Origin of the sequence: Alginatibacterium sediminis, from assembly GCF_003610775.1 — a bacterium.
Classification (GTDB): Bacteria; Pseudomonadota; Gammaproteobacteria; order Enterobacterales; family Celerinatantimonadaceae; genus Alginatibacterium; species Alginatibacterium sediminis.
The window spans coordinates 453,616-480,373 of record NZ_RAQO01000004.1 but is presented as its reverse complement, the minus strand read 5'-3'; the positions used below and the strand labels follow the sequence as shown (position 1 = coordinate 480,373).

The following is a 26,758-nucleotide window of genomic DNA, read 5'->3' as shown; positions in this document are numbered from 1 at the left end:
GTTTCACAAGTTAAAGGGATGATTAAATACATTGCATGGGCAAGTTTAGTGGTCCTTGGACTAGAAGTTGATTACGATATATGAGCCTTGTTCCCCAATAGACTTCAATATAATAAGGCTTATCATTGTGAGGAATATCATACAGTTGAAAAACGCCATATTGATTGGTATAGCTTGGCTCACTTCTACCGAGTTGTGGGTGCACAAGCGAGACTAGCAAACCCGGTACAGGTGCTTGATTTTGAGCGCTACAAAAGCCTCCTTGAATTGAATAGGAACGGCTCGGTAGTGCATAAAGGTTTAGAGAAACTATCCCAAGAATTATTAGACACATTAGTTTTAACTTAGCATTCATTGTGCAGCTCCAAAATTAGGTTTGCTTGTAATGGGTTCTAATTCATCGGGAACATCAATTATGTTTTCTTCTTGTTCTGCAATAGCTTCAACTTTGTGCTCAAGATTAACCGTATCAAATTTTACTGTTCTATTCTTAAGCTCACTTAAACGGAATGTGATCTGTTCAGGCTTATATCCAGGTGCAGAAATTTCTAAGATAATATCTTCAACATGGGGGTGGATCCGTCCTTTCACTACTCCATTAGACCCGCCTTGCAAAGTCCAAATCGAAGAGCGGGCTCTGATGGTAACTTGCTCGCTTATTTGCTCAACTAAACCTTCAATTTTAATGGGTTCGATTGCCGAAGGTTTTGAAGCAAATACCGAGATAAATGAAAACGCTAAACCAATAATAAAAAACGCAATACCGGGCGCCTGAGTGCTTAATCGGAAATCTTTTTTCCACTCAATGTTTAACGCTTGGCTCGAATCTGTTGATGCTAGCACTAATGCGCCTTTATAAATAAGGACTAGGCCGCCAACAACCATTACTAAACCTGCGATAGCACTTATGAGTACGGCATAGTCAAACGTGTTCATACGAACAATCCTTTGTTGTGATGTTTAAGCCAAGCCCAAAAGTAATTCAAGCCCGATAATGCCTCCGAATACGCTATAAACTGTTAGGGCTTTAACGGCTCTTGTATTGCAGGTGCACGAGATAACTTGTAAAAACCGCGCAAGAATTAGCGAACTGCATTGGAAAAGTCCGCGCCGTCTTGAGTACTATTGTCTATGTTACTAAAGAAATTAAACCACTGGTTGCTTGGGGTATTGCCTAAGCTACCATCAGGATTCCAGGCCGATTTTAATGTGCTTGTACTTTCATCGCGCTTGGCAGGGAAAGCGTTCGCTTTTACTCTTCCTAATCCACCAATTTGATTAAGTTTAGCCAGTGCAAAAACCGTTTCAGCCATATCATTTGGAACTAAGTCTAGACTAAGATTCAAACGTTCAGCAAGTAACTGTCGCCGCAACAAAACAATCGAAGCACAGCGCCCTTGGACAAGAGATTCATCAAATAAAGTAGCCGCAATAGACGAATCAAAGGTTAAACCTCTGCGCCAAAGATGGGTGGTTCCGATCAGCGCAAATACATCGTCAACAATCACAGCGCTGGTACTTAAATGAAGATAACGTCCCGGGCCTGCTGTGGGTGTAATTAAAACAATGTTGCTCGTGCTCTTGCCCCTTAATGCAAACAAAGCATCTGAAATTGCGCTTTGTCGAATTCGTTCTAGCGCTTTGGGTTGGTTTGGTAGGTAGCGCTCAGGAACACACAAGACAACTTTCAAAGCCGGGCGCTGCTCGATTCGTTGCGTGAGCGCTAATACAATTGAGCTGAACGATGTATCATTAATTGTCTCATTATCGATACATGGTGTTTCGATATATATAAAATCTTCGGCTCGCCTTATTGCGCCTAGTAATGCGTTGAGACCTTCATGTGCACCGTGGCTGGTTTTGTGAGCGATTTTTTCAAACGCACGCTTGAGGCTATCGGTGTCAACTAATTGATTTAGCGCACTATCAAGATCAGCACCAGTCCCTGTTTGAATCTCTGATTTTAGTGAATCCCAAGTTTGCCCTAAAGCAATAGGCCCTGAGTTTTCAATGAAATCACGAAGAGCGGCATCGGCAGCAACACTATGGGTCATTGTGTCTAGAACCGAAGTCCATTTAGTAGGACCTGAAACGCTTTGAGGCTCCTCAATTTTTGTAGCTGCGGCTAGCGCAAGTTCAATTGTGTTAATACTAACGCGTTCACGTAAATGTTCAGCAACGGGGACTATTGCCGGCCCTTCAATTGCAAGTCCTAGAGCATGGACTTCTTTAGCTGCAGGGACACCGGGGTGCCCAAGTTGAGATGGCAAAGCCTCATGTACTTTTGCGCGAGCTTGAGCGCCGCCCACTACTGCATTTTGGGACTCTGTGTTTAGTGCTGCGACTTCGTTACGTTCCATACCAGGAACAGGTCGACCAGCGCTAAGTTCGGTATCTATAAACCCAGATCTATCCCGATAAACAAGCTTAGCGTTATTTGGCAATGTATCCGTGACACTACCTTCAGGGCTGGCGCCATAAGCGGGTTTAGTGAGAATTACCGTATCGTTTGCTGAGAGCAGATTCGCAATGACTTGTGGGCTTAAATCACTTATCTCAAGGCTTTGCTCATTTACTAATTGATAAATTTCGCTGCCGGCGCTTCCCGTTATTGCTAACAAGGTTTGCCCCGATCCTAAAGGCTCATTGCTTCGATCAAAGCTTCTACCCGTTTCACAGATATGCAGCTGGGCGTTAATTGGTGTATTGGATGGAGGTAAGTCAAAACGAGACCCGCTTATGAGTGCAGGCCTAGAAAATCGCTGTTCTTCAAAATATTGAGAATCGATATCACTAACCATAGCTATGTTACAGGCCATGGGCGCTAAGCTTTCAAAAGTTCCATCGGGCAAAGGCACCACTACCCATGCTTGTCCATTACTATTAACCCGCCCTGCTCCACCATCTAACAAGAAGTGCCGGCCAGTTTGCGAGTCAAGTCCCTTGGGCCAAACTCGGATCCAAGTATTTTCTGGAAGCTCAACATCATCAAAGATAAAGACCACGCTTTGGTTTATTACAGTATCGCCGTTTGCGCTGGTTTCCCCTTCTCCACTAATCGCCTTAACTTCAAAGTTAATGTTTTCAGATAAGCTTTGCGAGCCTAGATCAACTTGCGGCAAGGGTCCCCAGTCTAAATCTAGCGTTGGCGTTACAAAGGTACTTGGATTATCGTCAGAAAAATTAGTGATAATGGCTTGCGCGACTTCATCAGCAGTATGTAAAAAGGGCTCAGCTTTGGTATTCTGACGTACTTCAATGCGAGTGCTAGCTGATTCTTGTAAAGCATTGCTCCGGTCCAAACCTACAAGTTGTTGCTCAAGATCGACTAAAGCTAGCCTTACAAAATCACGGTCTAAAGGATCACTTAGGCTTGAATTGTGCCAAAGTGGTATTGGATTATGCCTTGTCGAGTTTAGTTCAACATAGTTTGCATTTGGTAATAGTGCTAATCGTGGTAGTGGAGCATTATCTGGGCTTGGCGCCGTCGTAATCGCAAGTTCTATTGGAGCGTTGGTACTATACAAGGCGTGGCTATCCGGAACTGTTGTCATGCCGTTTGTGTCTAGTCTAGATTTTAAGTCCTCTGCAATGGGTCCTTCATGGGCATTGACGATATGAATTGTTTTTTCTTGTTCACAAAGCACCGTCGCTTGGGTTGAAGGGTCTTCCCACAGGTTCTCCCAGTGCTCGTTTGCAAGATAGGTATACCAACTTGCTACAGCGCCCGGGTCAATCGGCCGACCGTTGTGGTCAAACGCCCAAAGAAAGGCATTAATTCCCGAGCTTGTATTGTTTTCTATGATTATCGAATTTTTACTAGGCCGAGCCAAGTGAGCCGCTCTCTTTTGACTTGAATTGACTAATGCATCGTCTTTGACTTGTAAGCCCAAATACTCTGCTTTGAGCGCATCATTGCTTAGATCATTAGGAAAGCCATTAGGGATGAGTTTTTCTATGTCCTCTAGTGAAGCAACATCACTGCTGTTAAATTCAAGCGCGAAGTAGCGAATTTTGGCTCGAGTAGCCAACGCATTGTTGCTTGAACCATCGGCTGAAGGGAGCTTGTTCATTAAAGAATGCAAGCGCTGCTCTACTTCGGGCAGTAAAGTTAACAGCACAACAAAGCTATTGAGGGAAAAAGCAAGGTTTCCGTTTTCTTGACGCAAATTCTCAAGTTGCTGGGGTCTCACCTCACTGGCAATATTAAAGCTAATTGTACCGCTAGCAGGTGCGAGCCACTTGCCTCCAATAATCAAAACGATCTCTACGCTCAAATTGGCTTCTGGTGGGGCTAGTGAAAAAGCGGCGTTGTTTTCAAACCATGGCCCCAAAGCGGGAGAAGAGAGTCCCAGCTCTTTTGGATCGGGTACGAGTATAGCCATTTTAAATCCCCTGTTTCACTACAATACTTGTGACATCGGCTGGTAAACCAACACGGCCTGCCGGATCAACGATAAAGACTCTAAAGGTGGTGTCGGCGGGTAAGCTTTCTTGTGGTGAGCTAAGATCTCTAAATGCAAAAGGGCCGCTGCCATTTACCACTTCTTCACGAACTAATTGCTGCGCTTGCCCTGGTCGTTTCATGTAAATCCTTGCAACATAACCGCCGCGTTCACTGCTATAAAAAGCATGTTCATAGCTAAATTTGAGTTTTACTTTTTTAAAACCAGAACTAGAAGGTTTGCCCTCGGCAATCAGTCCAATCGGCGCTGAAGGCTCTTTGGGTGGAACTAATATGGTACTAAATGCATCAGAAGCTTCACTCCACAACCCTTCAACAGCAGAACCGCTTTCGGGTAAACCTTGTACTTCGCCCACCCAGTAATAGCGGATCCATGGGCGCAAGCGCGCCTGACTTTCAATAACTAACTCTCCATTATCTTCTAGGCTTGCTATTTGCACCCCATCTACATCAGGAACAGGCAAGGTATCTCGTTCGTTCATGGGCAGTATAGGCATTCGTAAGGCGTTTTCTGCGCCCTGACTACTGCGACGTATTCGATACCTTGCACCTTGGGTTTGACCCGCAATCAACTTAAGCGTGATGTTGGCCAGGTATTCTCCACCATTCTCATTGGGTAAAACGGGTGTAACGCTTACGGTTGGTTTTGCTGGTGGCGCAGTATTGGGGACGCCGTAACTAAGCATAGGGACAAGTTCAAACTCAGGTCTTGAACCCGAACTGCTTTGCGCGACAACTTTATAGAAGCTAAGTACTTTAAGACTTCCTGAAACGCTATGTTTAAAACCATATTTGCTTTGTGAAATCTTAAAAGCAACATTCTCTAGGCGTTCAAAAAGATGCGAAGGAAATACCTGCGAATTTGCTCTTAGTAAGCTTGCTTTTGCAGCTACACTGGTCGCAAGCTTTAGGCTATCCAACAAGTCTCCGTGCTGGATTTCGTTGCTTTCTAAGTAACTTAGCAACCTATTTTCGTCAGAATAATAAACTGCAAAACTAGACTGACTGGCTTGAGTCGGCCACTCAAAGTGTATCCAAGCTTTTCCGGTTATATCTGGCCTAGCGGAGTAGTTTAAACTATCAACTGAAACTAGTTGTTGTGGTGGACGCGGATCTGTCATTGTTAAAACGATGGCTTCCGAATCAATAGATTCCTGCCCCTGACTATCAATCCAATTTGCAAGCAAGCGCCACTTGCGCTGCTCTGTTGCCTGTAAAATCGGGCCATCAACTAAAAACTCTAGGGTCTGAGCTGGGTTAGTTGGATTGTCTAATACTTCAACCACGCTTTGGGTTTGTCCAGTAGCAAGGTCACTCAAGCGCAACTCAAATTTGTGCAATAAATGACTAGCGAGCGGCATCGACTCAGGGGTTGGAACATGTACTTTTATTGAAATTTCGCCGCGGGTGGAGAGCTCGAGATCTTTGGGCATAATATAGACAGCCTGATAAACAGGTCGTGGGGGCTTAGGTCTAGGCCCAGGACTGTTAACTACTTTTGCCCAGCTACTCCAACGCCCAAAATAATCTTGCTGAGCAACAGCGTAACGGATGTCACTATCGATTGCCTCGCGGTCATATAAGTTCCCATCACCAGGCTTTGGACTTTGGCTCTTGCGTTCATGTTCGCCGGGTAAGGCCAGCGCTAAAGGAAGATGGTACTTGCCTTGGTTAGTCGCATTTAGTGCTTGCCTTGTATCCGTGTTAATCGTTAGTTTATTTCCAGCTAGCGTAGCGCCAATCCCTGTTTTGGTGATACCCAAACGCACCTCTCGTCGTGTTTGAGGAGGTGTTGCAGGTTGCCAGCGCACATGTTCATGGCTGTCAATTTTTACCGGCTCGAGATCAGATAGATCAGAACCTCTATCAGCGATAGCGATACAACTAAACGAAGTTAGGCGCGCCTTTGGGTCGAGGTTAAGGCCATTAGGACTCAGTTTAAAGCTTGGGCCCATTTTTTTACTAATTGCTTGTAGCTGCTGATGCACCTCAAGAGGACTAAAACTTTGGCTAGAGCGGACGTCATTGCTTGAGCCGGAATCATCATTGTTTAAGGTGCCTTCTTGTCCAAGGAACTTAGCCAGTATTTTGTCACTAGTACTAAATTTGTCTCTAGGCTTGCGAAGCGTTTCGATGTCCCAATATCCAGTGACATAATAAACCACTAATTGGGACGTTTTGTCCGTAAAATCAGAATCATAAGTTTTGTAACCTAACCAATTGGCAATACCGGGATCTAAGCATGACTGGAGTATTACCCCTAAGCGGTTTGATTCAATGGTCCCTAGTTTTCTTTGCTCATTAGTGCTTAAGTTTTCATCAACAACATTTTGCATAGAAATGTGCGCTGTTTCTGGCATTGATAGATCATTAATCAGCGCTTCTAAATCTATGTCCAGAGTATGAGCAAATGATGTCACTCGTTTTAGTTCCTCATCGCTGCTGGCTGGAGGCGCGTCAGCTGGACTAGGGGTGTTTAAGGTTTCTTGCAGGGGTTTTCGTTTAGGAGCACCATGAGAAACACGCTGCTGAGCATGGGCTCGCGCATTGTCCATTGATATATACCGCGACCCGCCAGTATGCGGCAAGCTAAGGAGTTGCCATGGTTTAAAATTAGCATCAAGTGTATCGTTTCTTTCAAACCATTCTAAATTCGTAACCGTTCCTGTGCCTGTGACTTTGAGCTCAATGATACCCGGTGCGCTAAAGGCATAACGCGGATGTTTACACTTTGCAATCGCAACTGGCCCTTGGTGACTAGGAACAAAGGCTTCAACAGTTAAGGATTTTTTTACCAAAAAACGCTCTGATAACACCGTATTTCTTGCTAGTGATAATGCCCTCGTTGAACGTGGCCGGACAAAAGGCCTTAAATGATTTATTCGGCGTGTTGCATTAAAACTAGGTCTAGTCGGTATTGATAATCGATCTGATGCCAAAATATCCAGCGCCGATTGTGCTGGTTTTGCGAAGACTTCTGCCCACATACACACTTCGCCCGCAGCCAAACTTAAATAAGCGGTAACTGGATTATTGGGATGAACATCAAAAGGTGTCGTTAATTGTTCTCCGTTTGAGTCAAACCAGCTTACCTGATTTCGGCGTTGTAGCGCTTTGGTATTGTCTAAAACAGCCCGCCAAACAACAAACGGAGTTTTAGGCAATCCAAGTAAAGGGTTATGGGACAAGCGTAAGTGATTACCTGATTGAACGTGAGCTTCGTTTTCTTGCGCAGGCAGAGCGTGGGCGCTAAAAAAATAAGGGAGTGATGCTTTGACCTTCATCTTAGAAAACCTCCTTGTCTATCGTTATCGGGCGAGTACTTAGATGCCGCTGTGCGCTCAATATTTCTGAGTCGCCGGTCTCGCACTCCAGTATCAGTCCACTCACTATGTTTTCAGGTACTTGTTGTGGGGTATCAAAAGTGAGGAGTACGCGTGTCCACGCTTGGTTTGCTCGGTAAACATTCATCGTTGGAGTAATGCCTACTACTTTGGCTTGTTTAAGTTTGAAACGAGTTTGGGACTTGCTTTCAATTACTTCCTCACCGTTTTCGTTTTGCTCAAGTACAAGCACTGAGTGTTGCCGTTTCAAGGATTCAAGACTGTCGACTAATAGGCCGCAAATCTCCCAGCTTTCATTAACTTGGCGCCAAAACAGCGTATTTACAGAGCGCTCTTGTGGTAAGGGTAAAGTGCTTGCGCCTACATCAGCCAACGCTTGATCTAACATGGCATCCCCTGCAACAAACCCACCAACCCAATGATTTACGTTCGTGTCCAAAATATAATCGTCAGGCTGATAAGCATGACTGTTGGCTATGGAGTAACCCAAAGAATCCAGTAAAGCTGAGGGATCTGCATAGCGAGAACTATGAAAATGGGATCTGAATATGTCCACAACATCGCTACCATCGGTCTTGCTAGAGCTGAGGATTAAGTCGTAACTGGCATTGGCTTCGAGCTCCAGTGACGCTTCCAGACTCAGCCCACCCAAAGGACCTTTAGAAGGCAAACATGGGGCTTCAATGATGGCTTGGTTAATTCGTTGATAGGCTTTTGCTTGGAATGATTGATTCAAAGACACATAGCGCGTATTAACTGGAAGCGGTTTTAATACTTGGCTTAAGTCTGCTCCGCTTTGAGGACTGGGGTCGGTGCGCTGCACCAAGAGTCTCAGCTTACGATCATACTGTTCTAATAATTGCTCAAGGTGTGCTACTTCAAAGTGGATCCATAAACTATCCTTGGTAAAATGGAAAAGCTCTTTATCAGCAGGCTCTACTGCCTCTATATAACGAGCAACATCACGTACATCGAATATATACTCATTAAGTCCATCTTGCTGTTGCTCCTCTCCATTGGCATCGGGAATTCCAGTAAGGTCGTCAGCGGTTTGGAACAAGTACACATCTTCTTTACCCGTTTCCCATACGCCATCTGTTGTTTCTGGAGGTTCTTTTTGTTGTTCTGATTTTTGCCATGATTGCCAACTCCACTGCACTTCAAGTTCATAGATACTATTGGGTTCGAGAATAATCTCTCTGAGTAGCTCTGGACTCGTTGCTGCAACTTGAGCAGCATCACTAATAGTCTGAGCCATGGTTTGGCGTACTTCACGATCTTGGCGCTGCGCTTGGATTGCTTCATAAGCAGTGCCGCAAGTGCTGATAATCGTGATTATGTTTTGGCGTAATGGGGTAATGTGAAAACCGGTCCAAGGCGATTTTTGGTCAGCTTTATATCGAATAATCGAACATTCCTTATTGCCTACACGTATTTGCTCGATTATCTCTCCAGCCCATGGGCTATGCGTATTGTCGTCACGATGCCCGGTAACGACAGGAATGTTTAAGGTACTTGCAAGCATCTGATTCGAAAGTGTTGGATGTGCAAACGGTGCGCTGCTGGCAATACTTTGGAAACAAATCTTTGCCAATATTGCTTCAGATGCGCCCCCTTCTAGTATGATGCGGCTAATAGCACTGCCTTCTACGGATAAACTGAGCAAGCTATTTTGTATGTTTGCTACTTGATCGCTATCAAGTTTACGTCCTTGCTCATCAATTGCTGAGACTGTTACCGCAGCTGCGTTAAACAACATAATACTGAGTTCTACGCGAGAGGCAGTTTCTGGCAGCACTATAATGATTCCAGAGCTTGGGAAGCGTACTTCCGCCCGACTATCGCGTCCTCTGCGAGCTGGACTGGTGTTTTGATCAATCAGATCTGTAAAGCTCATCGTTGTATTTGGGTCGATGCAAGTAAAGGTATAGCCTTCAGTTTTAAATTTTGGTCTTTTTGACAGACTAGGTTTGACCCGGTTGAAATGTAAACACTTGCCATTATTTTCGTTTTCGGGCTTGTCGGTATTCGGTTTAGATAAGTTGCAAACCAATAGGGTTAATGTTGGCTTAAACAAGGCCTTGCTATAGTTAGCCATGAAGGGCAAAGACTGCTCGATAAGCTGCTGTTTTTGTTGTAAACGAACATAAGGAAGTTGATAGCCTTTTGACAACACTAAACTTTGAGAATGCGAAAAAGCAAAGGGCAACTGCGTCACTTCTCCTGGAATGATGGTCGCGCCAAATAAGTTTACAAGATTGAGTAGCGCATTCCCCGTTACTGGGTTTGTTGCTTGCTCAAGGAAGGATTTTCCCTCTACATCGAAACGACGGCGATAAGGCCCGCATACAGGGTTTTGCATGTGTATTAATACTGCGTAAAGACCGGTATGCAGTGCATCTTGTCCAAATAGGCATTGAAATTTGGGCTTTTTAGTTTTGGGATTACAGAGATCATCTATGGTAGTTACGGGGTCTCCAGCTAAATCTTCTCCGCCATTATCAAGATTAAGTGTCCATGCAAACGCGTTCCAATCAAGTAGCTTAAGACTAGGTCCTTCGTGCTCAGAATGAACTGGATTAATAGTAGCGTTAGTGTCTTGGTCATCGGGTCCTGAGGAATCGCCTATACGACTACTGTGTTTACTATTCCACGTAGAATGCTGGACTTGCGTAAAGTTTGTTTTGCTTCCATCTGAGTGACGCTTACGCAATATAATATTGTCTAATCTATAGGTATATTTTAATTCACTTGAGCCAAACCATGTTGTTGAAACGGGCGTCGTTTCAGGCTGGAATATACAAGAGCTAGGCAAGGCGTTCTCTATATAATGTGTAAACTGAATCAGGGGAACGGTATCAGGCCAGACGGTATTGTTTTGAGCAGGGCTTGCGGTGTTGCCCGTTTGAGGATCGGGTGCGAGGATTATCGGATTTTTCTGAGGTGTACTCTTGGTCATTTCGCCCATAACTTGGTCTTTTCGATCAAGCAATGAAACAGCAGCCACTGGGCTAATAGGCGCTGGAGCATCTAAATCAAAGCTATCCCCAAGCGAGATTGCTACACAACCCTCAAGACTAAAGAAGAACATGTCTACTTTGCCGCAAAAGCTTCCGTCTAAACGCATTTTGTGTGTCTTGTTATTGTTAGCGTCAATAAACTCTCTAAACTCAATCTCAATTTTTCCGCGCGCAGATACGCTAACCACCACTAAGGACAACTCGCCATCAACAAATATACCGCCCCTTAGAATTAATGGATTGGTTCCTAAACCAACTAATAGCTCTATAGATGCGCGCAAAACAATGGGTCCGGCGCTCCACTTAACAGCGGCTCCAGCGCCAAAACCTACAGCGAAACCATCAAAACAAAACTCGGGATTTCCGCCAAGATCATCTAAGCCCTCTTGCTCAATCATTAGAAAAGCCCACGCTTTTATATCGAGCGTACCGGGTAGCAAGATCAGAGTAATGGGGTCTCCATAACGTTCATGTTGGTTATCCGCTCCAAGGCGAATATATACCTTTTTATTTGTACTTGGGTATGGGAAGTAGGCTCCAAAAGGTATATTCACATCCAGAATTTTTGGAATGTTGTACTGACCGGCGACCGCAACGGTTACGGCTGTATCATCAATAACAACAAGCCCGGTGATAGTGGCCGAGCTACTATCTCCTTTGTCTTTGGCCACTAAATTAGGAATTTCTAGAAGTTTTACCCGAACACCAAAAATAACTTCTGGATCAGGAAATCCTACTACCAGCATTCCTTCTGCGCTAAAGCAAAAACTTACATCTGGGGTGGTACCGATAACAACGCCAACCCCCAAGGCATATTGGCCTAGTTTGGGGTTATATTTTGATTCTGGATTCTTGTTATACCACTCGAGTTCACGCCTGACAGCATCGGGGCTGTCTGTTATGGCGCGTTCTCCATTCATGGTAAACAAACCCTTGAAACCGTATATAGCTGCACCAGATTGTCCTAAAGGCATCGGTGTCGCAAATTGAACGCCAAGTGAAAGATTGAAGAACATATAGGGATGAGGATCGCTTTGATTAGACATTGCTAAGGCAGCATTTGCTGCAAGTCCAACCGGAATAATGCTGCACTCTATACCGGCTCGAATGACCCCGCCATCCTCAATCCGTAACCTGCCCTCGCCTTTAATGGTATTTGGGATATCAAGTTTTAGAGCAAACCCCCTTAGCTCAAAACTTGGGAGCTCAGTGAGTTTCTCATCCTTGTACACCAGTCGCAGCGTTGCTTCTGTAATCTCGATAACACCGATTTCAATCCCTATTGCTAAGGTAGCTTCAACCCAGACAGAGCCGCGACCCATTGCAACTTCGGTAATTCGTAGCAATTCTCCAAGCACACCATCTATTTCCCACTTTCCGGGATCTAATATTTCCATGCTTGTGGAATCATAGATAAGAGCTACATTTTCGAGTCCCTGATTTCCCACATCGACAGCAAAACCTACCTTTTTGTAAAGTATTTTGACCGGTTTACCTTCGCTGGTTTTCAATCCAAGTACAGGGGCGTTAACATGCAGCTCGCTGATGTAATCAACAATGACTTTATACTGCGCCGCATCAACGAAAGCTGAAAATGTAAAAGACTTAATTGCGGTTTGCAGTGAAATTGCAGTAACAATAGTTCGTGATTCGGGAGCAAATAAGTGTTTGGCGAAGACCGTTAAGCCAGCAAGTGCAGCGATACGCGCTCCACCGCTATACATGTCATTTTCTAAGTCAACACCAGATAATAACATGGGGCCAAATGCCATTGCCGCGGTGAGCTCATCGTTTTTGATATCAAACAAACCATCGGGATCACCATCAGTAGCAAGCCCTATAGTTAATTGGGTATATCCTGTTCGAGCATCATGAAGCCATTGGCCCATGATGGTGAAGACTTCGCGACTAAACTCGACTTCTTTTCCGTTTAACATCATGTCGGGTTCTTGCTCACCGAGGACAAGCTCAAACTCAGCTAAGGTTGGGATTGCATCGGCAAAACTTGCTACGGACGGACTATCCCACACAAATTTTAATTTAACTCTATAGTCAATATCAGGGCTGGAGCTAGGCGTAGGCACAATATCTTTTGCGCTGTTAGGAACCAAAGACCTGCGCAGCTGTGGGTCTAAGGAAATGTCATCATCTGGAATCTCTGTGCTTTCAGGAACCGGCGTACCACCAACAGCGTAGATATCAACCCGGCGAAACCGAGCCCGTTCACGCTCAAGATTAATACTTCCGTTTTCTGCAGTGTTTATCGAAAAAGACTGCCCTGCAGCTCGAGTATTTGGCCAAACATTGTGTTGCTCATGAATGTTTTTTATTAACCAGCCATTGGCTGCACTAATCGGAACTTCATCGTCTGTTTCAATTGCTAAAACTAAGTTGTCTGCTTTTAGGCTTGCTTCAAGGGTGTTTGCATCACTATTAAGGTCAGTTGGTGAATCCCATGTGTTTTGCTCACCTCGCCAAAAAATTCTATTTTGAATATCGCTAGACTCCAGTGTTTGTAACATGTCTCTAGCTTTCTTTGCGCGTTCCTGCGCAAGCGATTCGTTTAAGCTTTGCCCTCCAAGGTCATCACAACGACCGACAATTAAAAAATCTGCATCGGGATACTTAGCTGCCCATGCGTGTAGTTCTTGTGTCAAAACTTGGGATGTTAAACGACGGCTAGCGACAATTTCTTTTGGTTTTTTTTCTCCCCAGGCATATTCATCGTCAGACTCAAACTCCATTAACAATTGTACATGTCGATCTGTGGGTAAAACTGGGATGACTTCGGGCGCGATAACAACTTTAGCGAGTACGTCTTTGGGAACGATGACAAACGGAGCGTTTTGACTAATATCTGCAAACGATAGACACGTATGAAATTTACCTTGAGCGTGAAAATCACTTAGATTATAGGAATTTTCTACTGACGTAAGGGCTAAAGCTGTACTTGCATCACTGGCTTTAAATACTCCGGTTTCGCAGCCAATGAATAATTGCTCGTGGGTGCTGATCTCTAATACAATTCGGGTATAGCGTTTATCTGGCTTTCCATCTGTTTCGGGTAAAACTTGCTCAAGTGTTAGGATTTGCTGCCCTTGTAAATCGTTTAGTACTGGGGTGTAATTCACACCAGAGACGGTATCGGGCTGACCTTCAATCGACCATGAAAATGTACTAGAACTATCAAGTGATGGCGGATTAGACACGGCGATAAGTGTTAAAGATTCTATATCTGATATTGAACCACTAATGTGCAGTGCGTTGGTGAAAATGGAACCGCCATGCTGCGCATTAATGTTTGGAGCACTGCCTGTGACTACAAACCTAAATTTCAATTCAGGCAAAGTCTTGCTGACCGTCACCCCATCTTTTTCTATGTGCTCATAAGGGATAACGGTTAAGGTTTCCCCATGTCTGATGTTACCGCGTGAGCTACTCGAATCCTCAACTTTCGATTCTGGCCATTTCCACTGTGCGCTCCAATCTTGGCTTGTTCCATCACTTAGAACTTTAGGAAGGCCGTTTGGATTTATCCCGGCAGCAATAGCAATGCTTTGGTTTTGTGCCCCTATCATCGTGACAATAAACGTTTTGTTCTCTTCATCTATCGTTAGTGTGTTTACGACACCATCGAGGGTTTGTTCAAACAAGAATTTATCGGGTTCAATATTTGTACGACCAAACTGAAGTTCAAACTCACCTTGAAAACCTAAGGGTTCCCCAATTATAAAATCGCGGACACCTGCGGATAAGTCTCCAATTATTGGGCAGCCGCGCGGTGCATAAAACGTGGCTTCGTTTATTAAGAAACCCATCCAGCTATTATTTTGTCCCCGTTCGACTATCTCTGCCGGAGTATGTTGCTCAGAACGATCGTAGAGTACATCGATAATGGTAAAACCAAACTCTGAACCTTTAATAAAGAAATGCGGCGGACTAAAGGCCACCCGAGCGACAAAACCTGTTTGGGCGAAGGGATCAAGTGGATCAGGTTTATCGACTAAACGAACAATTACGCCACTGTTCTGGCTAGGTTTTTCAATTCTAAGTACCACCGAGCCACTGATACTCACTCTTGAGCGATTAGGGTCCGGCTTTAAATGACGAGGATTAGTCCCTTCGTCTGGGACATAAATAGCTGGGTAAAGAAAGGGTAAAACCAGTTCAAAGGATTCTAAGACTAGATCTAAGCGCCAGTTAGTCGATGCAGGTTCTAAGTCATCAATGGTTTGTTCTCGACCGAACGAAAGCTGGAATGCAACTCCTGTATCAATCCCGGGTAGCTTTAATATGTTATCACCCAACTTTAAGTCATCTACCGATTGATTAATAACATCGCGCAATGGTTGGACTAAACCATGGTGAAATATGGCACTATTAGAACTTGTGCTTGTATGATTTATTACAGAGAAGCGATTAACAAACGCTTGTACGTTTGCTGGCAATGCTGAAGTTTGCTGAGCACTTGATTCAAATAGTTCGACAAGCGGAATACCAAGAGTGAACGCCATGCTAAATCCCTTTTCTTCTTCATCAATAAATCGGAACTAGAGGAAAAAATCTTAATAAGGCATGTGTACTACAAAAAAACTGACAGCAAATTAATCAAATTGTATACGGCTTCACAAACAGAGCGTTGAGAAAATTGCGTAACAAGGTTGATACGCAATTTAAATAGAAACTTTCTCAATTTTCTATACATTAAGATGAGAACTAGGTGTTAGTTCCCCTATAACTAAAAAACCTTAGTTAGCCCATGGATAATAAGCAAAGATTAACCCCCTACGCGCTACAGTTACCTTATAAATGGTGTTCACCATCATTTACACACACCAATAGCGTTATGTAAAAAGTAACTAAATATCAACCTTCTATAATAAATTTAGATTCAATTCATACGAGTTTGCGCACATAAGTCTAGTACTACTTTGTTTAGGCTAAATACGTTTTGGTTTTCAACTGTTTTACCGTCTTCACTTATCTATTCCGCTTTTAAACGCTCACCTTGCATGGCTTTGAATAATAGTTGTAGCATAGAATGCAAAAAAATTTACACGGTCAAAAGCGCTAACCGAAGCTTTGGAATCCTTCACCTTTGTTGAACGCGCTTCGTTTTACCATCAGATTACCTTCAGCAATGAAACAAGGAACTCACCGAGTTCCTAAGCGCTTAGCGACTTCTTCAATCCTAAAGCCGCGTTCGATGGACTGCTTTACCTTCGGTTATAAACTCGTGGATAGAAGGTTCTTCTTTGCCCATAAACAGCTGTAAGGGAAGTTATATTCTGCGGCTTACGGGTGTTGGCAAGATCTGGGAATTCCAGTCGCAATTTTTGGATGACGGGTAAACAGTGATAATCGAATTTCATTCGGATAACCAACGTTACGTAATGTGTACGGGGTAGATATACGTGTGTAGGACACGCTGTTGGGCAGACTCAAAAGATACATTTGTATCACCTTTTAGTATTGGGCGATTTTGAGCTCCAGAAACGAAAAAACCGCTGATAAATCAGCGGTTTAATTCTTAATATGGCGGAGAGATAGGGATTTGAACCCTAGATGGGCTATAAACCCATGCCGGTTTTCAAGACCGGTGCATTCGACCACTCTGCCATCTCTCCGAGCGAGACGAATAATAACGATGTGCCTGTCGCTTGTAAACCTTTGCCTGCTGGCATTTTAAGCAAACGCACACAAAACTGTTTAAGTGCTCGATATTTGCTCATTTCACACGATAACTAGCTTAGTTGTCGCAAACTGTTAACAGTAAAGATACCCAAAATAGTCATACTGATAGATCCAAAGGTGTGCATCGCCACCCCGCCCATTGCCCATGCGTAGCGGCCTTGCTGGATTAAAGCACTCATTTCAGCGGAGAAGGATGAGAATGTGGTTAAACCGCCCAAAAACCCTGTTATTACTAAAAGTCTAATTTCTGGAGCTAGGTTGGGAATATCGCTAAATATCGTCATGGCAACTCCAATCAGATAACCCCCAATCAAGTTAGCGATAAGGGTACCGGGTGGGATAGTAGGAAACATTGAGTTGAGTAAGTTGCCTAAACCCCAGCGCGTAGTTGCACCTAAAGAGGCTCCCACACTGATCGCCAATATCGATATCCACATCTATAATTTCCTATAAAACAAAGTTTTGAGACCAATGATTTGTAAAGATTCGCAAAATACACATTTATTGCATGCAAAACGCTTGTAATTGTAACTATGAAACCCTATATATATTCAAGCAGTGTAGTTTACAGCTAACTAACATATTTTGTAGTCTGTAATATTCGGATCACATTTAATCCGTTATACTGATTTTAGTTTCTACCACCTTTTGATGGAGCTTCAAATGAATCAACAACAGAGCCTCGACTATTCATCAGTCAACCAGCTCGCAACCAACAAGGTACTACGTAATACCTATTGGCTGCTATCACTTACCATTGCGTTCTCTGCGATTATTGCATCAGTTGCTGCAATGCTAGCGCTTCCACCACCAGGCTTAATCATAACGCTAGTCGGCTTCTATGGGCTATTGTTTGCGGTAGAAAAAACCAAAAATTCAAGCATGGGTTTGGTGTCGGTATTCGCGTTAACCGGATTTATGGGATACACCTTAGGGCCTATCATTAACCTTTTGGTAAGTACTGGCGGCAGTGACATTTTAATCACGGCACTTGGCGGAACAGCATTAACATTCTTTGCTTTGTCTGGCTACGTACTGACAACTAAGAAAGATATGTCTTTCCTAGGCGGCATGATGACAGCAGGTTTTGTAGTCATCGTAGTTGGCTTTATTGCTAACCTATTCTTACAAATGCCAGTGTTAAACTTGGCCATGAGTGGTTTGTTTATTCTGTTTTCAGCAGGCGCAATCCTGATGCAAACCAGCGCAATTATTCACGGCGGCGAAACCAACTATATTTCTGCCACAGTGTCTATTTTCGTGTCGCTTTATAATATTTTCTTGAGCCTAATCAACTTGTTGATGGCAGCAAGAGACTAGCATTTAGTCAACATGAATCAAAAAGCTCCTTTTTGGAGCTTTTTTTTTGGCAGAGGTTTAGGCATTGCTGAGTGTAACCAAAATAGATACCAGCCTAATGCAATGGGGCATCGCGGCTAAAGCTGCATTATTAGTTGCAGTTATACTGTTAGCAACGCAGTTGTTTGCAAATCAAGCAGGGGTAGACAATTTACATTTGGCCCTAAGCTCATGCTTAGGTGTGATAGCCGCTGGGCTATCTGAAAATAACGACTTTTATCAACGACGGTGGCAAACGCTGTTACTGCAAACCTTCTGTTTTGCCTTAGCAAGCCTAAGTGTTACCTTGCTGTTCCCCTATCCTACTTTATTCTATATTGGGCTTGTTGGCTCAAGTTACCTATTTGTTATGCTTGGCAATAAAGGGCTTAAATACGCAACGATAGGCTTTTGCTCATTGATCATTGCTGTGTATACAATGTTTGGTTACAGCGATTTTGAGAACCCTTGGCTACAACCACTGTACTTAATCCTAGGCTCATTTGCTTATCTCTTGCTGTCGTTTATATGGGATAGTCTTGTACCAGCTCAAAGCTTGAATCAAAGCCTGCGCAGCTTATATGGCACACTGGCCCGCTACCAACTTCGCAAAGCACGTTTATTCGACAAACAATGGCACGGTGCAAGCTTAAACCACGAGTTAGCTTTATTGGATAAAGCGATTGCCGAACAACTAGCCACCGTACGCCAGCTATTATATGTACAACAACGCCGCGGAAAACTCGCAAAACAGTCTGAGCAACAAAGCTCTTTTTTACGAGCACAATTACTGCATGAGCGTATGGGTTCTTCGCATTTTAGCTTTTTAGCGCCTGATCCAAATACTGATGTCCAACTCGATCAACAAGTGAAGCAGTTACTGGTAAACACAGCACGACATCTAAATCAGATCAGTTCGCAGCCGCTACAAGATAACGATCGAAAGGCACTTGAAGAACAGCTAACTGAAATTAACCAATATCTTGAGCATAAGAACTTAGAGTCATTACATGGTTATCAGTTTTTAAGCCAAAACATGTCCATACTTATCGAGTTAATGGCTGCTAAGCCTACATTTCCTGAACAACACACTGAATTTACGCCGCTCAATAAGCTTGGAACTAAACAATGGTTGCGCATGTTGGTTGATTTTAAAAAACCAGCAAGCCACCATTCTATGCGAATGGCAGCATTGATGGGCATTGGTTACGCTGCCGTGGCTTATTACCCTGGTCAGGAGAGTTTTTGGTTATTGCTAACCATTCTATTACTTCTTAAACCCGATTACAGTCAGACCAAACAGCGGCTTGCCGAACGTGTTATTGGTACACTCGTTGGCGCAGTATTGGCAAGTGTACTAGCAATATTTGACCCCCAGCATTGGTTCATTTTGTGTCTTTTCCCCATATTTGCTTGGCTATTTTTCTTGTTTTTCAAAGCCAGTTACGGCTTATCTGTAGTTTTCATCACATTGTTTGTGTCACTAAGCCTGCAACTTAATCCCATAGCATTTAGCGAAGGATTAGTCGTTCGTATTGTAGCAACGCTGATTGGTGCTTTTTTGGTCGCATTTACGGCGCGCTTCGTATTGAGTCATTGGCAAAAAGAAAAGAGTTTGGGCTTGAGTCAGAATGTTCTGATTAGTTACCGTGTTTATTTGTTTGAAACACTTAGTCACTACACCAGTGAGCACCAAAGTGAAGAACGCCGTTTTCGTTATGCACGCTTTAATGCCCGGCAATCCTTTGCAGTGTTTTTGGATCATATCGAGAAAATGAAACGCGAGCCAAGCACTAAGCAAGGTAACATTACTGGGCTTTACTTGTTATCGGGTCACTTTAATAGCTTGAACGCTCATGTATCGGCTCTGGCGGTACATCGCAGTGTCGTTGGTGACCAAAGCAGCATGGCCTTAATAAACGACATTTCTGAACAATTCTCGAACTGTTTTGTACAATTAGAAGATCAACTTTTGCTACAAGCTATCGACAGGCCCAAAGATCTTGCCGCCGCAGCGCTAATCAGAAAACAATTACGACAGCTGTTACCTAAACTGCATTTACAACAACAAGTACTCATTTACCAATTAGAATTAATTGTGACCGATTTGGAAGCCTTGAATCAGCATTTCTATAGGCATAGTCTGTAGAAATACCTTAATCCTTTGTCATTAGGTCATCTAGTTACTTCGATTTTATCTTGAACTAAGCAATTCTACATACGACCAAGGAAGACTAACTAATTAATAGGAATGGTATAATACCAATCCCATTATATTTTTGGTCTTTTACTTGTTGTACTAAAACGCTTAGCTTTAGGAAGAGGTCGCTGTTATTAGCGGTCTAATGACAAGAGTTATGACGACAAGATTGGAGTTTTAGTCAAACAATAGTGATCAATAAATTACTGTGATTGGTATAAGCAAGATTGCTATACTGCGCGCGTTCACCCCTCACTATAGGCAGCCAATGATCATTTTCAATCAACACAACTATGAAACCGATAAACACGGCTACCTTGCCAACATGGATGATTGGGATCCGCAGCTAGCTGGCCATATAGCCACTTTAGAAGATGTAGAGATGAGCGATGCACATTGGGAAGTGGTGTATTTTGTTAGAGATTTCTATATCGAGTACAACACCTCTCCGGCGATGCGAGCACTAGTCAAGGCCATGGGAAAGAGTTTAGGTGCGGATAAAGGAAACAGCCGGTATCTTTACAAACTGTTCCCATTAGGTCCGGCAAAGCAAGCCACGCGGATTGCAGGCTTACCTAAACCGGTTAAATGTATTTAAAGCGAAATTTGAGTGAGACCACCCATATAACTTTGCAATACACTTGGAATTTTAACGCTACCATCGGCTTGTTGGTAGTTCTCAACTACAGCCACTAAAGTACGACCTACCGCTAGTCCCGAACCATTAAGGGTATGCAGTAATTCTGGCTTTTTGCTGACCGTACTTCTAAAGCGCGCTTGCATGCGGCGAGATTGAAAGTCTTCGCAGTTAGAAACTGATGAAATCTCACGATAGGTGTCCTGCGCTGGCAGCCACACTTCTAAGTCATAGGTTTTCGCTGCTCCGAAGCCCATATCACCAGTACACAAGGTCACCACTCGATACGGTAGTTCAAGTTTTTGCAGAATATTTTCTGCATGTTGACGCATGTCTTCTAAAGCTTGGTAACTTTGTTCAGGATGAACGATTTGAACCATCTCAACTTTGTCGAACTGGTGCTGGCGGATCAAGCCGCGAGTATCGCGCCCGTAAGAGCCCGCTTCACTGCGAAAACTTGGCGTATGAGCAGTCATCTGAATCGGCAATTGTGCTTCATCTACGATTTCGTCGCGATACATGTTGGTTAGCGGCACTTCGGCGGTTGGGATCAAACTCATACCAACACCTTCTTCGGTGGCGGGTTGAGTATGAAACAGATCTTCACCAAATTTTGGCAATTGTCCGGTACCATATAACGACGCTTCGTTAACCAAGTACGGCACGTACATTTCGGTATAACCGTGCTCTAAAGTATGGGTATCAACCATGAATTGCGCGAGAGCACGATGCAATCGAGCTACTTGGCCTTTCATGACAATGAATCGTGAGCCACTAATTTTAACTGCAGATTTAAAATCTAGGCCATCCAAACCTTCGCCTATCGCAACATGATCTTTAACTTCAAAGTCAAAACTAGGAATGCTACCCCAGCGATGTAGCTCGACATTTTCTGACTCGTCTTTTCCAGCAGGTACACTTTCATGTGGCAAGTTAGGCGTGCTTAATGCAATTGCATCGATTTCAAGTAACAGCTGAGCGAGATCGGCTTTAGCTTGATCAAGATCGCTACCTAATTGACCCACCTCAGCGAGCAAAGGGGCAATATCTTCGCCACGGGCTTTGGCTTGTCCTATGGATTTGGATCGAGTGTTACGCTCACTTTGCAACTGTTGGGTGCGAACTTGTAGAGATTTGCGCTGCTCTTCTAGCTCTTTAAGTTTGTTCACATCGAGTTGGTAACCTCGGGCAAGTAAACGTTCAGCGGCTTGCTCAACTTCACTGCGCAGGTATTTAGCGTCTAACATCGAATAACCTTTTCCATTGGATAAATAAAAGAAGCTACCGAGACTCAGTAGCTACATAGACCGAACATTATAGATAAAGCGGGAATTCAAAGCCATAGCTTATCGAGTGTTGCTGGCCTCAAATTGCACAAGCCTTAGGCAACTAACTACCTTTGTCAAAATCTTGGTCTAATTTTCGTAGGTAGCTTAGCTTTTCAGCTATTTTAATCTCTAATCCACGGTCAACCGGATGGTAGAAAGTTTGGCCTAATAAGGGCTCGGGAAGATAAGTTTGTCCCTGTGCATATGCATTAGGCTCGTCGTGGGCATAACGATACGCTTGACCATAGCCAAGTTCTTTCATGAGCTCAGTTGGTGCATTACGAAGGTGTACCGGTACCCCGAGGTGCCCATATTCTTTAGCAGCAACTTTAGCGGCAGAAAAAGCGGTGTAAACAGCGTTGCTTTTAGGAGCGCAAGCCAAATAGCTAACCGCTTGAGCAATGGCACGTTCACCTTCAGCGGCACCAACTCGGGTATAGCAGTCCCATGCGCTAATAGCCACTTGCATAGCGCGCGGATCTGCATTGCCAACATCTTCTGACGCAATTGCTAAGCAACGCCTAGCTACAACTAATGGATCGCCACTGGCTTCTAGTATACGCGCATACCAAAACAAGGCCCCATCAGGGTTTGAACCCCGTATTGACTTATGTAACGCCGATAACAAATCAAAATATTGATCACCTTGCTTATCAATATGACTGTAACGCTCTCCGGCAACATTTTTAAGCTGCTCAACGGTAAGTTGGTGCACTTCACCTGGAGTTTGTGGCATTAACTGAAGCATCATTTCAACAGTATTTAAGGCTCGGCGGGCATCACCTGTTGAAAAGCTAGCAACCTGCTCTAGCAGCTCATCACTGGCTTGAACCTTGAGTTCTTTCAACCATGTGTCGCGGTGTATGGCGTCTTTTAGTAAGCCCAGAATATCATTGTCGCTTAATGCTTGAAGCACATAAACTCTGGCTCGTGATAGCAAAGCGTTGTTGAGTTCAAATGAAGGGTTTTCTGTTGTTGCGCCAATAAAGATGATGGTGCCATCTTCAACATGAGGTAAAAACGCGTCTTGTTGACTTTTATTAAAACGATGCACTTCATCAACAAACAAAACCGTGCGTCGGCCCTGATCTTGATTGAGTTTAGCTTGCTCTATCGCCGCCCTAACCTCTTTAATTCCACCGGTAACTGCCGATACCTTTTCAACGGCAGCGTTACCATGCAATGCTGCAATTTCAGCTAAGGTTGTCTTACCAGTCCCTGGCGGTCCCCATAATATCATGGAGTGTAATTGACCGTTTTCAATGGCAAGTCTTAGTGGTAAGCCCGTTGCTAATAAGTGTTTTTGCCCCACATACTCACTTAGCTTAGTTGGCCTAAGCCGCGCCGCTAACGGTCGAAAGTCTTCAGCAAATTCAAAGCCCATTGTTTGCACTAGCGTTGGTCGTCCACACTAACACCGCTTGGAATTTCAAAACTGAACATAGCTGAGTCTATACCAGTATTGGACTCAAATTCACTAAGTTCGAAATTGTTCTGTTGACCACTTTGTTCTCTGATTGAAAACGCGTTAATTTTCCCATCAACGAGGTCTATCCAAAACTGAGCTTGATCGGGGTCACTCACTGAGCTCAACAAATACCCAGCTTCACTAGTCTCAACTTGGTATTGCTCCCATGCGCTATCTTGATCAGTACTCAACAAAATAAGTGGCGTGGTGCTAATAGCACTTTGCGCATCAAGGATAGAAACCTGCTCAATAAAAGGACTGAAATACCAAATCGTTTCCCCATCAGAGATGATTAGGTCGTCATCGGGACTTACTTGTTGCCAGAAAACCTTACCTGGTCTCAACAACTTAAGTTCCCCTTGTGCGAGTTGTAATTCGCTACCATCAACGTCCAATACTTGTTGTGTGTAGTTAGCCGTAAAATCTGTTATCCCTGAGAGCTGTTCGCGTAATTCTGACTTAGCATCAGCCAGCGCAGGTAAGGAAAATCCGCTAGATAAAGCCAAACTAAACACTAAAGGTTTTATTAATTTATACATATAGTTTCCTATCAATCGACTCTCACAGGTGGTGGCGCTATCACTTCTCGGTTTCCATTATGACCCGGTGCACTTACAATGCCATGAGCTTCCATTTGTTCTACGATGCGTGCAGCACGGTTATAACCAATCTTAAATTTACGTTGCACTCCACTGACCGAACCACGGCGGGTTTCGGTTACATGAGCAACTGCACTATCAAATAATTCGTCTGTTTCACTATCAGCTTCTGCCATTTCCCCAGGCAACATACCATCGGGACCTGCGTCACCGTTAAGAATTTCATCAATGTAATTAGGTGCGCCGCGTTCTTTCCAAGCAGCAACTACCGCGTGTACCTCATGGTCGTCAACAAATGCACCATGAACACGCGTAGGCACACCTGTCCCCGCTGGTAAGTAAAGCATGTCCCCCATTCCCAATAAAGTTTCTGCACCTTGCTGATCCAAAATAGTTCTGGAGTCAATTTTACTTGAAACTTGGAAAGCCATTCGTGTTGGAATATTTGCTTTAATTAAGCCGGTGATTACATCTACAGATGGACGTTGAGTGGCCAAAATAAGATGAATACCAGCGGCACGCGCTTTTTGCGCGATACGTGCGATCAGTTCTTCTACTTTTTTGCCGACAATCATCATCATGTCTGCAAATTCGTCGATGACGACTACGATATGTGGTAATTTTTCAAGCAATGGCGCTGTGGCATCCATGCTATCACCCGGTTTCCAGAGTGGATCAACATGGGGTTGACCGGCATTTTTTGCATCCACTATCTTAGCGTTATAACCTTTTAAGTTACGTACACCCATTGCCGACATTAGCTTGTAACGACGTTCCATTTCACCGACACACCAACGCAAAGAGTTTGCAGCCTCTTTCATATCGGTGACCACTTCAGCCAACAAATGAGGAATACCTTCGTAAACCGATAATTCCAACATCTTGGGGTCAATCATAATTAGACGTACATCTGCTGGAGTCGATTTATATAGTAGGCTCACAATCATGGTGTTTACGCCCACGGATTTACCCGAACCCGTGGTACCTGCAACCAGGAGATGCGGCATTTTAGCAAGGTCAACGACCACAGGATCTCCAGCAATATCTTTACCTAATACCATGGTCAGTGGTGATTTGGATTGATGGAATTGCTCACTGTCAATCACCTCACGCATATACACAATTTCACGGTAACGGTTAGGTAGCTCTAGTCCGATAACTGATTTCCCCGGAATCACCTCTACAACTCGCACACTAATCGCGGATAAAGCGCGAGCCAAATCTTTGGAAAGGCCTGAAATTTTGCTCACTTTAATACCAGGTGCAAGATCGAGCTCAAAGCGGGTAATCACAGGTCCTGGGTGTACGGCTACAACAGTAGCTTGCACGTTGAAATCAAGTAACTTAGCTTCGACTAAGCGAGAGGCTTGTTCTAGTTCGTGTTCGGATATGGGATTTTGTTGCTTATCGGGTCTATCTAACAAGTTCATATCCGGCAACGGCGGTAATTTAGGTTTTGGAGGCGGGTTTAGTATGGCCGCCTGATCAATTTCTGGTGCATTAGCTGGTCGCTCAAAGCTAGCTCGAGTTGCTGCCGCTGGCTCATCTCCTGGCAGTGCGCCCATGGATTCACTTTGCAACTCAGGTGGATTAACGATCACCGTTGGATTGAGCTCACTTGGTTGTTCTGAATCAACAGCAGTGGCTAAATTCAAAGTTGGTTCAAGCAATGATTCTGTTTTCGCTTGTTTATCATCGCTTGCGAAGAGATTAGAAATACTCGGCTCTTGATCACTTGGTTCGGGGCTTGCGTCCAATTCAGCATCCTGCTGAAGTTGTCGCTGTGACATTTTCTGTTTCAAGCTACTCAGCAATGACGGCTTTGGCGAAGCAGAAGGTAATTGGTCTTCTGGACCTTCATCATCAAAAGGCAAATCCTGCTTTAAAGCTTCTTCTTGAGCGTCATCATCGAGCTGTTCTTGAGCATCAGCCAGTTTTCCAGATTCATGCTTGCCTAGTAGTTTTAAACACCAGAACCAAAAGCTTGTCAGTTGTTCTCCGATCCATTCGACAATTGCAATCCAAGACAGACCCGTAAATAGAGTAACGCCTACCGCTATACCTGCTAACAGTACGATAATAGTGCCCAAAAGTCCGAAAACTGGAATTAGCGTTTGAGCTATCATATCGCCCATGAGCCCTCCTGATGAAAAATAGTAAAAGTCGTCTACATTGATACTAGCAAGCGTGACGAAGCTAAAAATACCGCAGCTTAAACCGACAAGCCGCAAGCTCAATGATAGAAAATCGATGTCGTAGAAACTTAAACTACTGAGTAAGAACTTGTAGCAAGCCAAAACTAGTAAGGCAGGAACGCCGTAAGCACAGATACCGAACATAAAAAACAAAATATCGGCCAGCCAAGCACCGCTGTTACCTGCAGCATTGCCGACATCAGAACGCCACGCCGTTTGCGACCAACTAGGGTCATCGGGGTGAAAACTGAGCAGCGCAATCAGAATAAACAAACTGAGTGCGACTCCAATGACGGCGAATGCTTCGATAAAACGAGCAGTGCCTTTAAGTCTGAAGATTGAACTTGTATTCAAGAAAGAAACCTATTGTGTTTTTATTGGCTTCACTGCCTTTCGTAATAGCAAGATAGTGCCACAAATACCGCGATATCTCAGCCTTTTGTGCTATAAAAAAAGCGGCTTTCGCCGCT

At 44.0% G+C, this 26,758-nt stretch carries 13 protein-coding genes and 1 tRNA gene; 3 read left to right on the top strand and 11 right to left on the bottom strand.

The genetic code is table 11. From position 1 onward, the window contains the following. Nucleotides 1–22: 22 nt before the first annotated feature. The 7 genes from DBZ36_RS05240 to crcB all read right to left on the bottom strand — a co-directional run bounded on the left by DBZ36_RS05240 (nucleotide 23) and on the right by crcB (nucleotide 16,960). The gene (locus DBZ36_RS05240; RefSeq protein ID WP_120353869.1) at nucleotides 23–355 is read right to left on the bottom strand and encodes a hypothetical protein; all 333 of its coding nucleotides are present in this window, start codon (nucleotides 353–355) and stop codon (nucleotides 23–25) included. Continuing rightward, nucleotides 352–936, bottom strand: coding sequence for a hypothetical protein (locus tag DBZ36_RS05235; protein ID WP_120353868.1), 585 nt, complete (start codon nucleotides 934–936; stop codon nucleotides 352–354). The genes DBZ36_RS05240 and DBZ36_RS05235 overlap by 4 nt, the downstream gene beginning before the upstream one ends. Before the next feature lie 146 nt (nucleotides 937–1,082). Next, entirely contained in the window at nucleotides 1,083–4,385 is a 3,303-nt protein-coding gene (locus DBZ36_RS05230; protein ID WP_120353867.1) for a phospholipase D-like domain-containing protein, read from the bottom strand. A gap of 1 nt (nucleotide 4,386) precedes the next feature. Next, complete coding sequence (locus DBZ36_RS05225; RefSeq protein WP_120353866.1) at nucleotides 4,387–7,749, bottom strand: hypothetical protein; 3,363 nt, start codon at nucleotides 7,747–7,749, stop codon at nucleotides 4,387–4,389. A gap of 1 nt (nucleotide 7,750) precedes the next feature. Continuing rightward, nucleotides 7,751–15,343 (bottom strand): OmpA family protein, encoded by a 7,593-nt coding sequence (locus DBZ36_RS05220; protein ID WP_120353865.1) that lies wholly within the window; start codon nucleotides 15,341–15,343, stop codon nucleotides 7,751–7,753. Between the two features lie 1,022 nt (nucleotides 15,344–16,365). Further along, nucleotides 16,366–16,456: transfer RNA gene (locus DBZ36_RS05215), tRNA-Ser, on the bottom strand. Between the two features lie 117 nt (nucleotides 16,457–16,573). Continuing rightward, nucleotides 16,574–16,960, bottom strand: coding sequence for a fluoride efflux transporter CrcB (crcB, locus tag DBZ36_RS05210; protein ID WP_120353864.1), 387 nt, complete (start codon nucleotides 16,958–16,960; stop codon nucleotides 16,574–16,576). Between the two features lie 226 nt (nucleotides 16,961–17,186). Between crcB and DBZ36_RS05205 the strand changes: the two genes are divergently transcribed. The 3 genes from DBZ36_RS05205 to DBZ36_RS05195 all read left to right on the top strand — a co-directional run bounded on the left by DBZ36_RS05205 (nucleotide 17,187) and on the right by DBZ36_RS05195 (nucleotide 20,659). Further along, nucleotides 17,187–17,843, top strand: a complete 657-nt coding sequence (locus tag DBZ36_RS05205; RefSeq protein ID WP_120353863.1) for a Bax inhibitor-1/YccA family protein — start codon at nucleotides 17,187–17,189, stop codon at nucleotides 17,841–17,843. A 64-nt stretch (nucleotides 17,844–17,907) separates the two neighbouring features. After that, nucleotides 17,908–20,010: an FUSC family membrane protein gene (locus DBZ36_RS05200; protein ID WP_147394996.1), complete on the top strand. Its 2,103-nt coding sequence runs from the start codon at nucleotides 17,908–17,910 to the stop codon at nucleotides 20,008–20,010. 319 nt (nucleotides 20,011–20,329) lie between these two features. Continuing rightward, the gene (locus DBZ36_RS05195) at nucleotides 20,330–20,659 is read left to right on the top strand and encodes a TusE/DsrC/DsvC family sulfur relay protein (protein ID WP_120353861.1); all 330 of its coding nucleotides are present in this window, start codon (nucleotides 20,330–20,332) and stop codon (nucleotides 20,657–20,659) included. On the opposite strand, the gene serS is transcribed toward DBZ36_RS05195, so the two are convergent. From serS to DBZ36_RS05175, 4 genes are all read right to left on the bottom strand, one after another. Further along, nucleotides 20,656–21,945: a serine--tRNA ligase gene (gene serS, locus DBZ36_RS05190; RefSeq protein WP_120353860.1), complete on the bottom strand. Its 1,290-nt coding sequence runs from the start codon at nucleotides 21,943–21,945 to the stop codon at nucleotides 20,656–20,658. The genes DBZ36_RS05195 and serS overlap by 4 nt on opposite strands. A gap of 142 nt (nucleotides 21,946–22,087) precedes the next feature. Further along, complete coding sequence (locus DBZ36_RS05185) at nucleotides 22,088–23,419, bottom strand: replication-associated recombination protein A (RefSeq protein WP_325049069.1); 1,332 nt, start codon at nucleotides 23,417–23,419, stop codon at nucleotides 22,088–22,090. After that, a complete protein-coding gene (gene lolA / locus DBZ36_RS05180; RefSeq protein WP_120353859.1) occupies nucleotides 23,419–24,033 on the bottom strand; it encodes an outer membrane lipoprotein chaperone LolA in 615 nt (204 codons plus the stop codon). Before lolA ends, DBZ36_RS05185 begins: the two co-directional genes overlap by 1 nt. An 11-nt stretch (nucleotides 24,034–24,044) precedes the next feature. Further along, complete coding sequence (locus tag DBZ36_RS05175) at nucleotides 24,045–26,642, bottom strand: DNA translocase FtsK (RefSeq protein WP_120353858.1); 2,598 nt, start codon at nucleotides 26,640–26,642, stop codon at nucleotides 24,045–24,047. Nucleotides 26,643–26,758: the final 116 nt, after the last annotated feature.

Excerpts from the sequence above, each read along its gene's own strand:
- DBZ36_RS05240 (WP_120353869.1), bottom strand. The coding sequence starts at position 355 with ATGAATGCTAAGTTAAAACTAATGTGTCTAATAATTCTTGGGATAGTT.
- DBZ36_RS05235 (WP_120353868.1), bottom strand. The coding sequence starts at position 936 with ATGAACACGTTTGACTATGCCGTACTCATAAGTGCTATCGCAGGTTTA.
- DBZ36_RS05230 (WP_120353867.1), bottom strand. The coding sequence starts at position 4,385 with ATGGCTATACTCGTACCCGATCCAAAAGAGCTGGGACTCTCTTCTCCC.
- DBZ36_RS05225 (WP_120353866.1), bottom strand. The coding sequence starts at position 7,749 with ATGAAGGTCAAAGCATCACTCCCTTATTTTTTTAGCGCCCACGCTCTG.
- DBZ36_RS05220 (WP_120353865.1), bottom strand. The coding sequence starts at position 15,343 with ATGGCGTTCACTCTTGGTATTCCGCTTGTCGAACTATTTGAATCAAGT.
- crcB (WP_120353864.1), bottom strand. The coding sequence starts at position 16,960 with ATGTGGATATCGATATTGGCGATCAGTGTGGGAGCCTCTTTAGGTGCA.
- DBZ36_RS05205 (WP_120353863.1), top strand. The coding sequence starts at position 17,187 with ATGAATCAACAACAGAGCCTCGACTATTCATCAGTCAACCAGCTCGCA.
- DBZ36_RS05195 (WP_120353861.1), top strand. The coding sequence starts at position 20,330 with ATGATCATTTTCAATCAACACAACTATGAAACCGATAAACACGGCTAC.
- serS (WP_120353860.1), bottom strand. The coding sequence starts at position 21,945 with ATGTTAGACGCTAAATACCTGCGCAGTGAAGTTGAGCAAGCCGCTGAA.
- lolA (WP_120353859.1), bottom strand. The coding sequence starts at position 24,033 with ATGTATAAATTAATAAAACCTTTAGTGTTTAGTTTGGCTTTATCTAGC.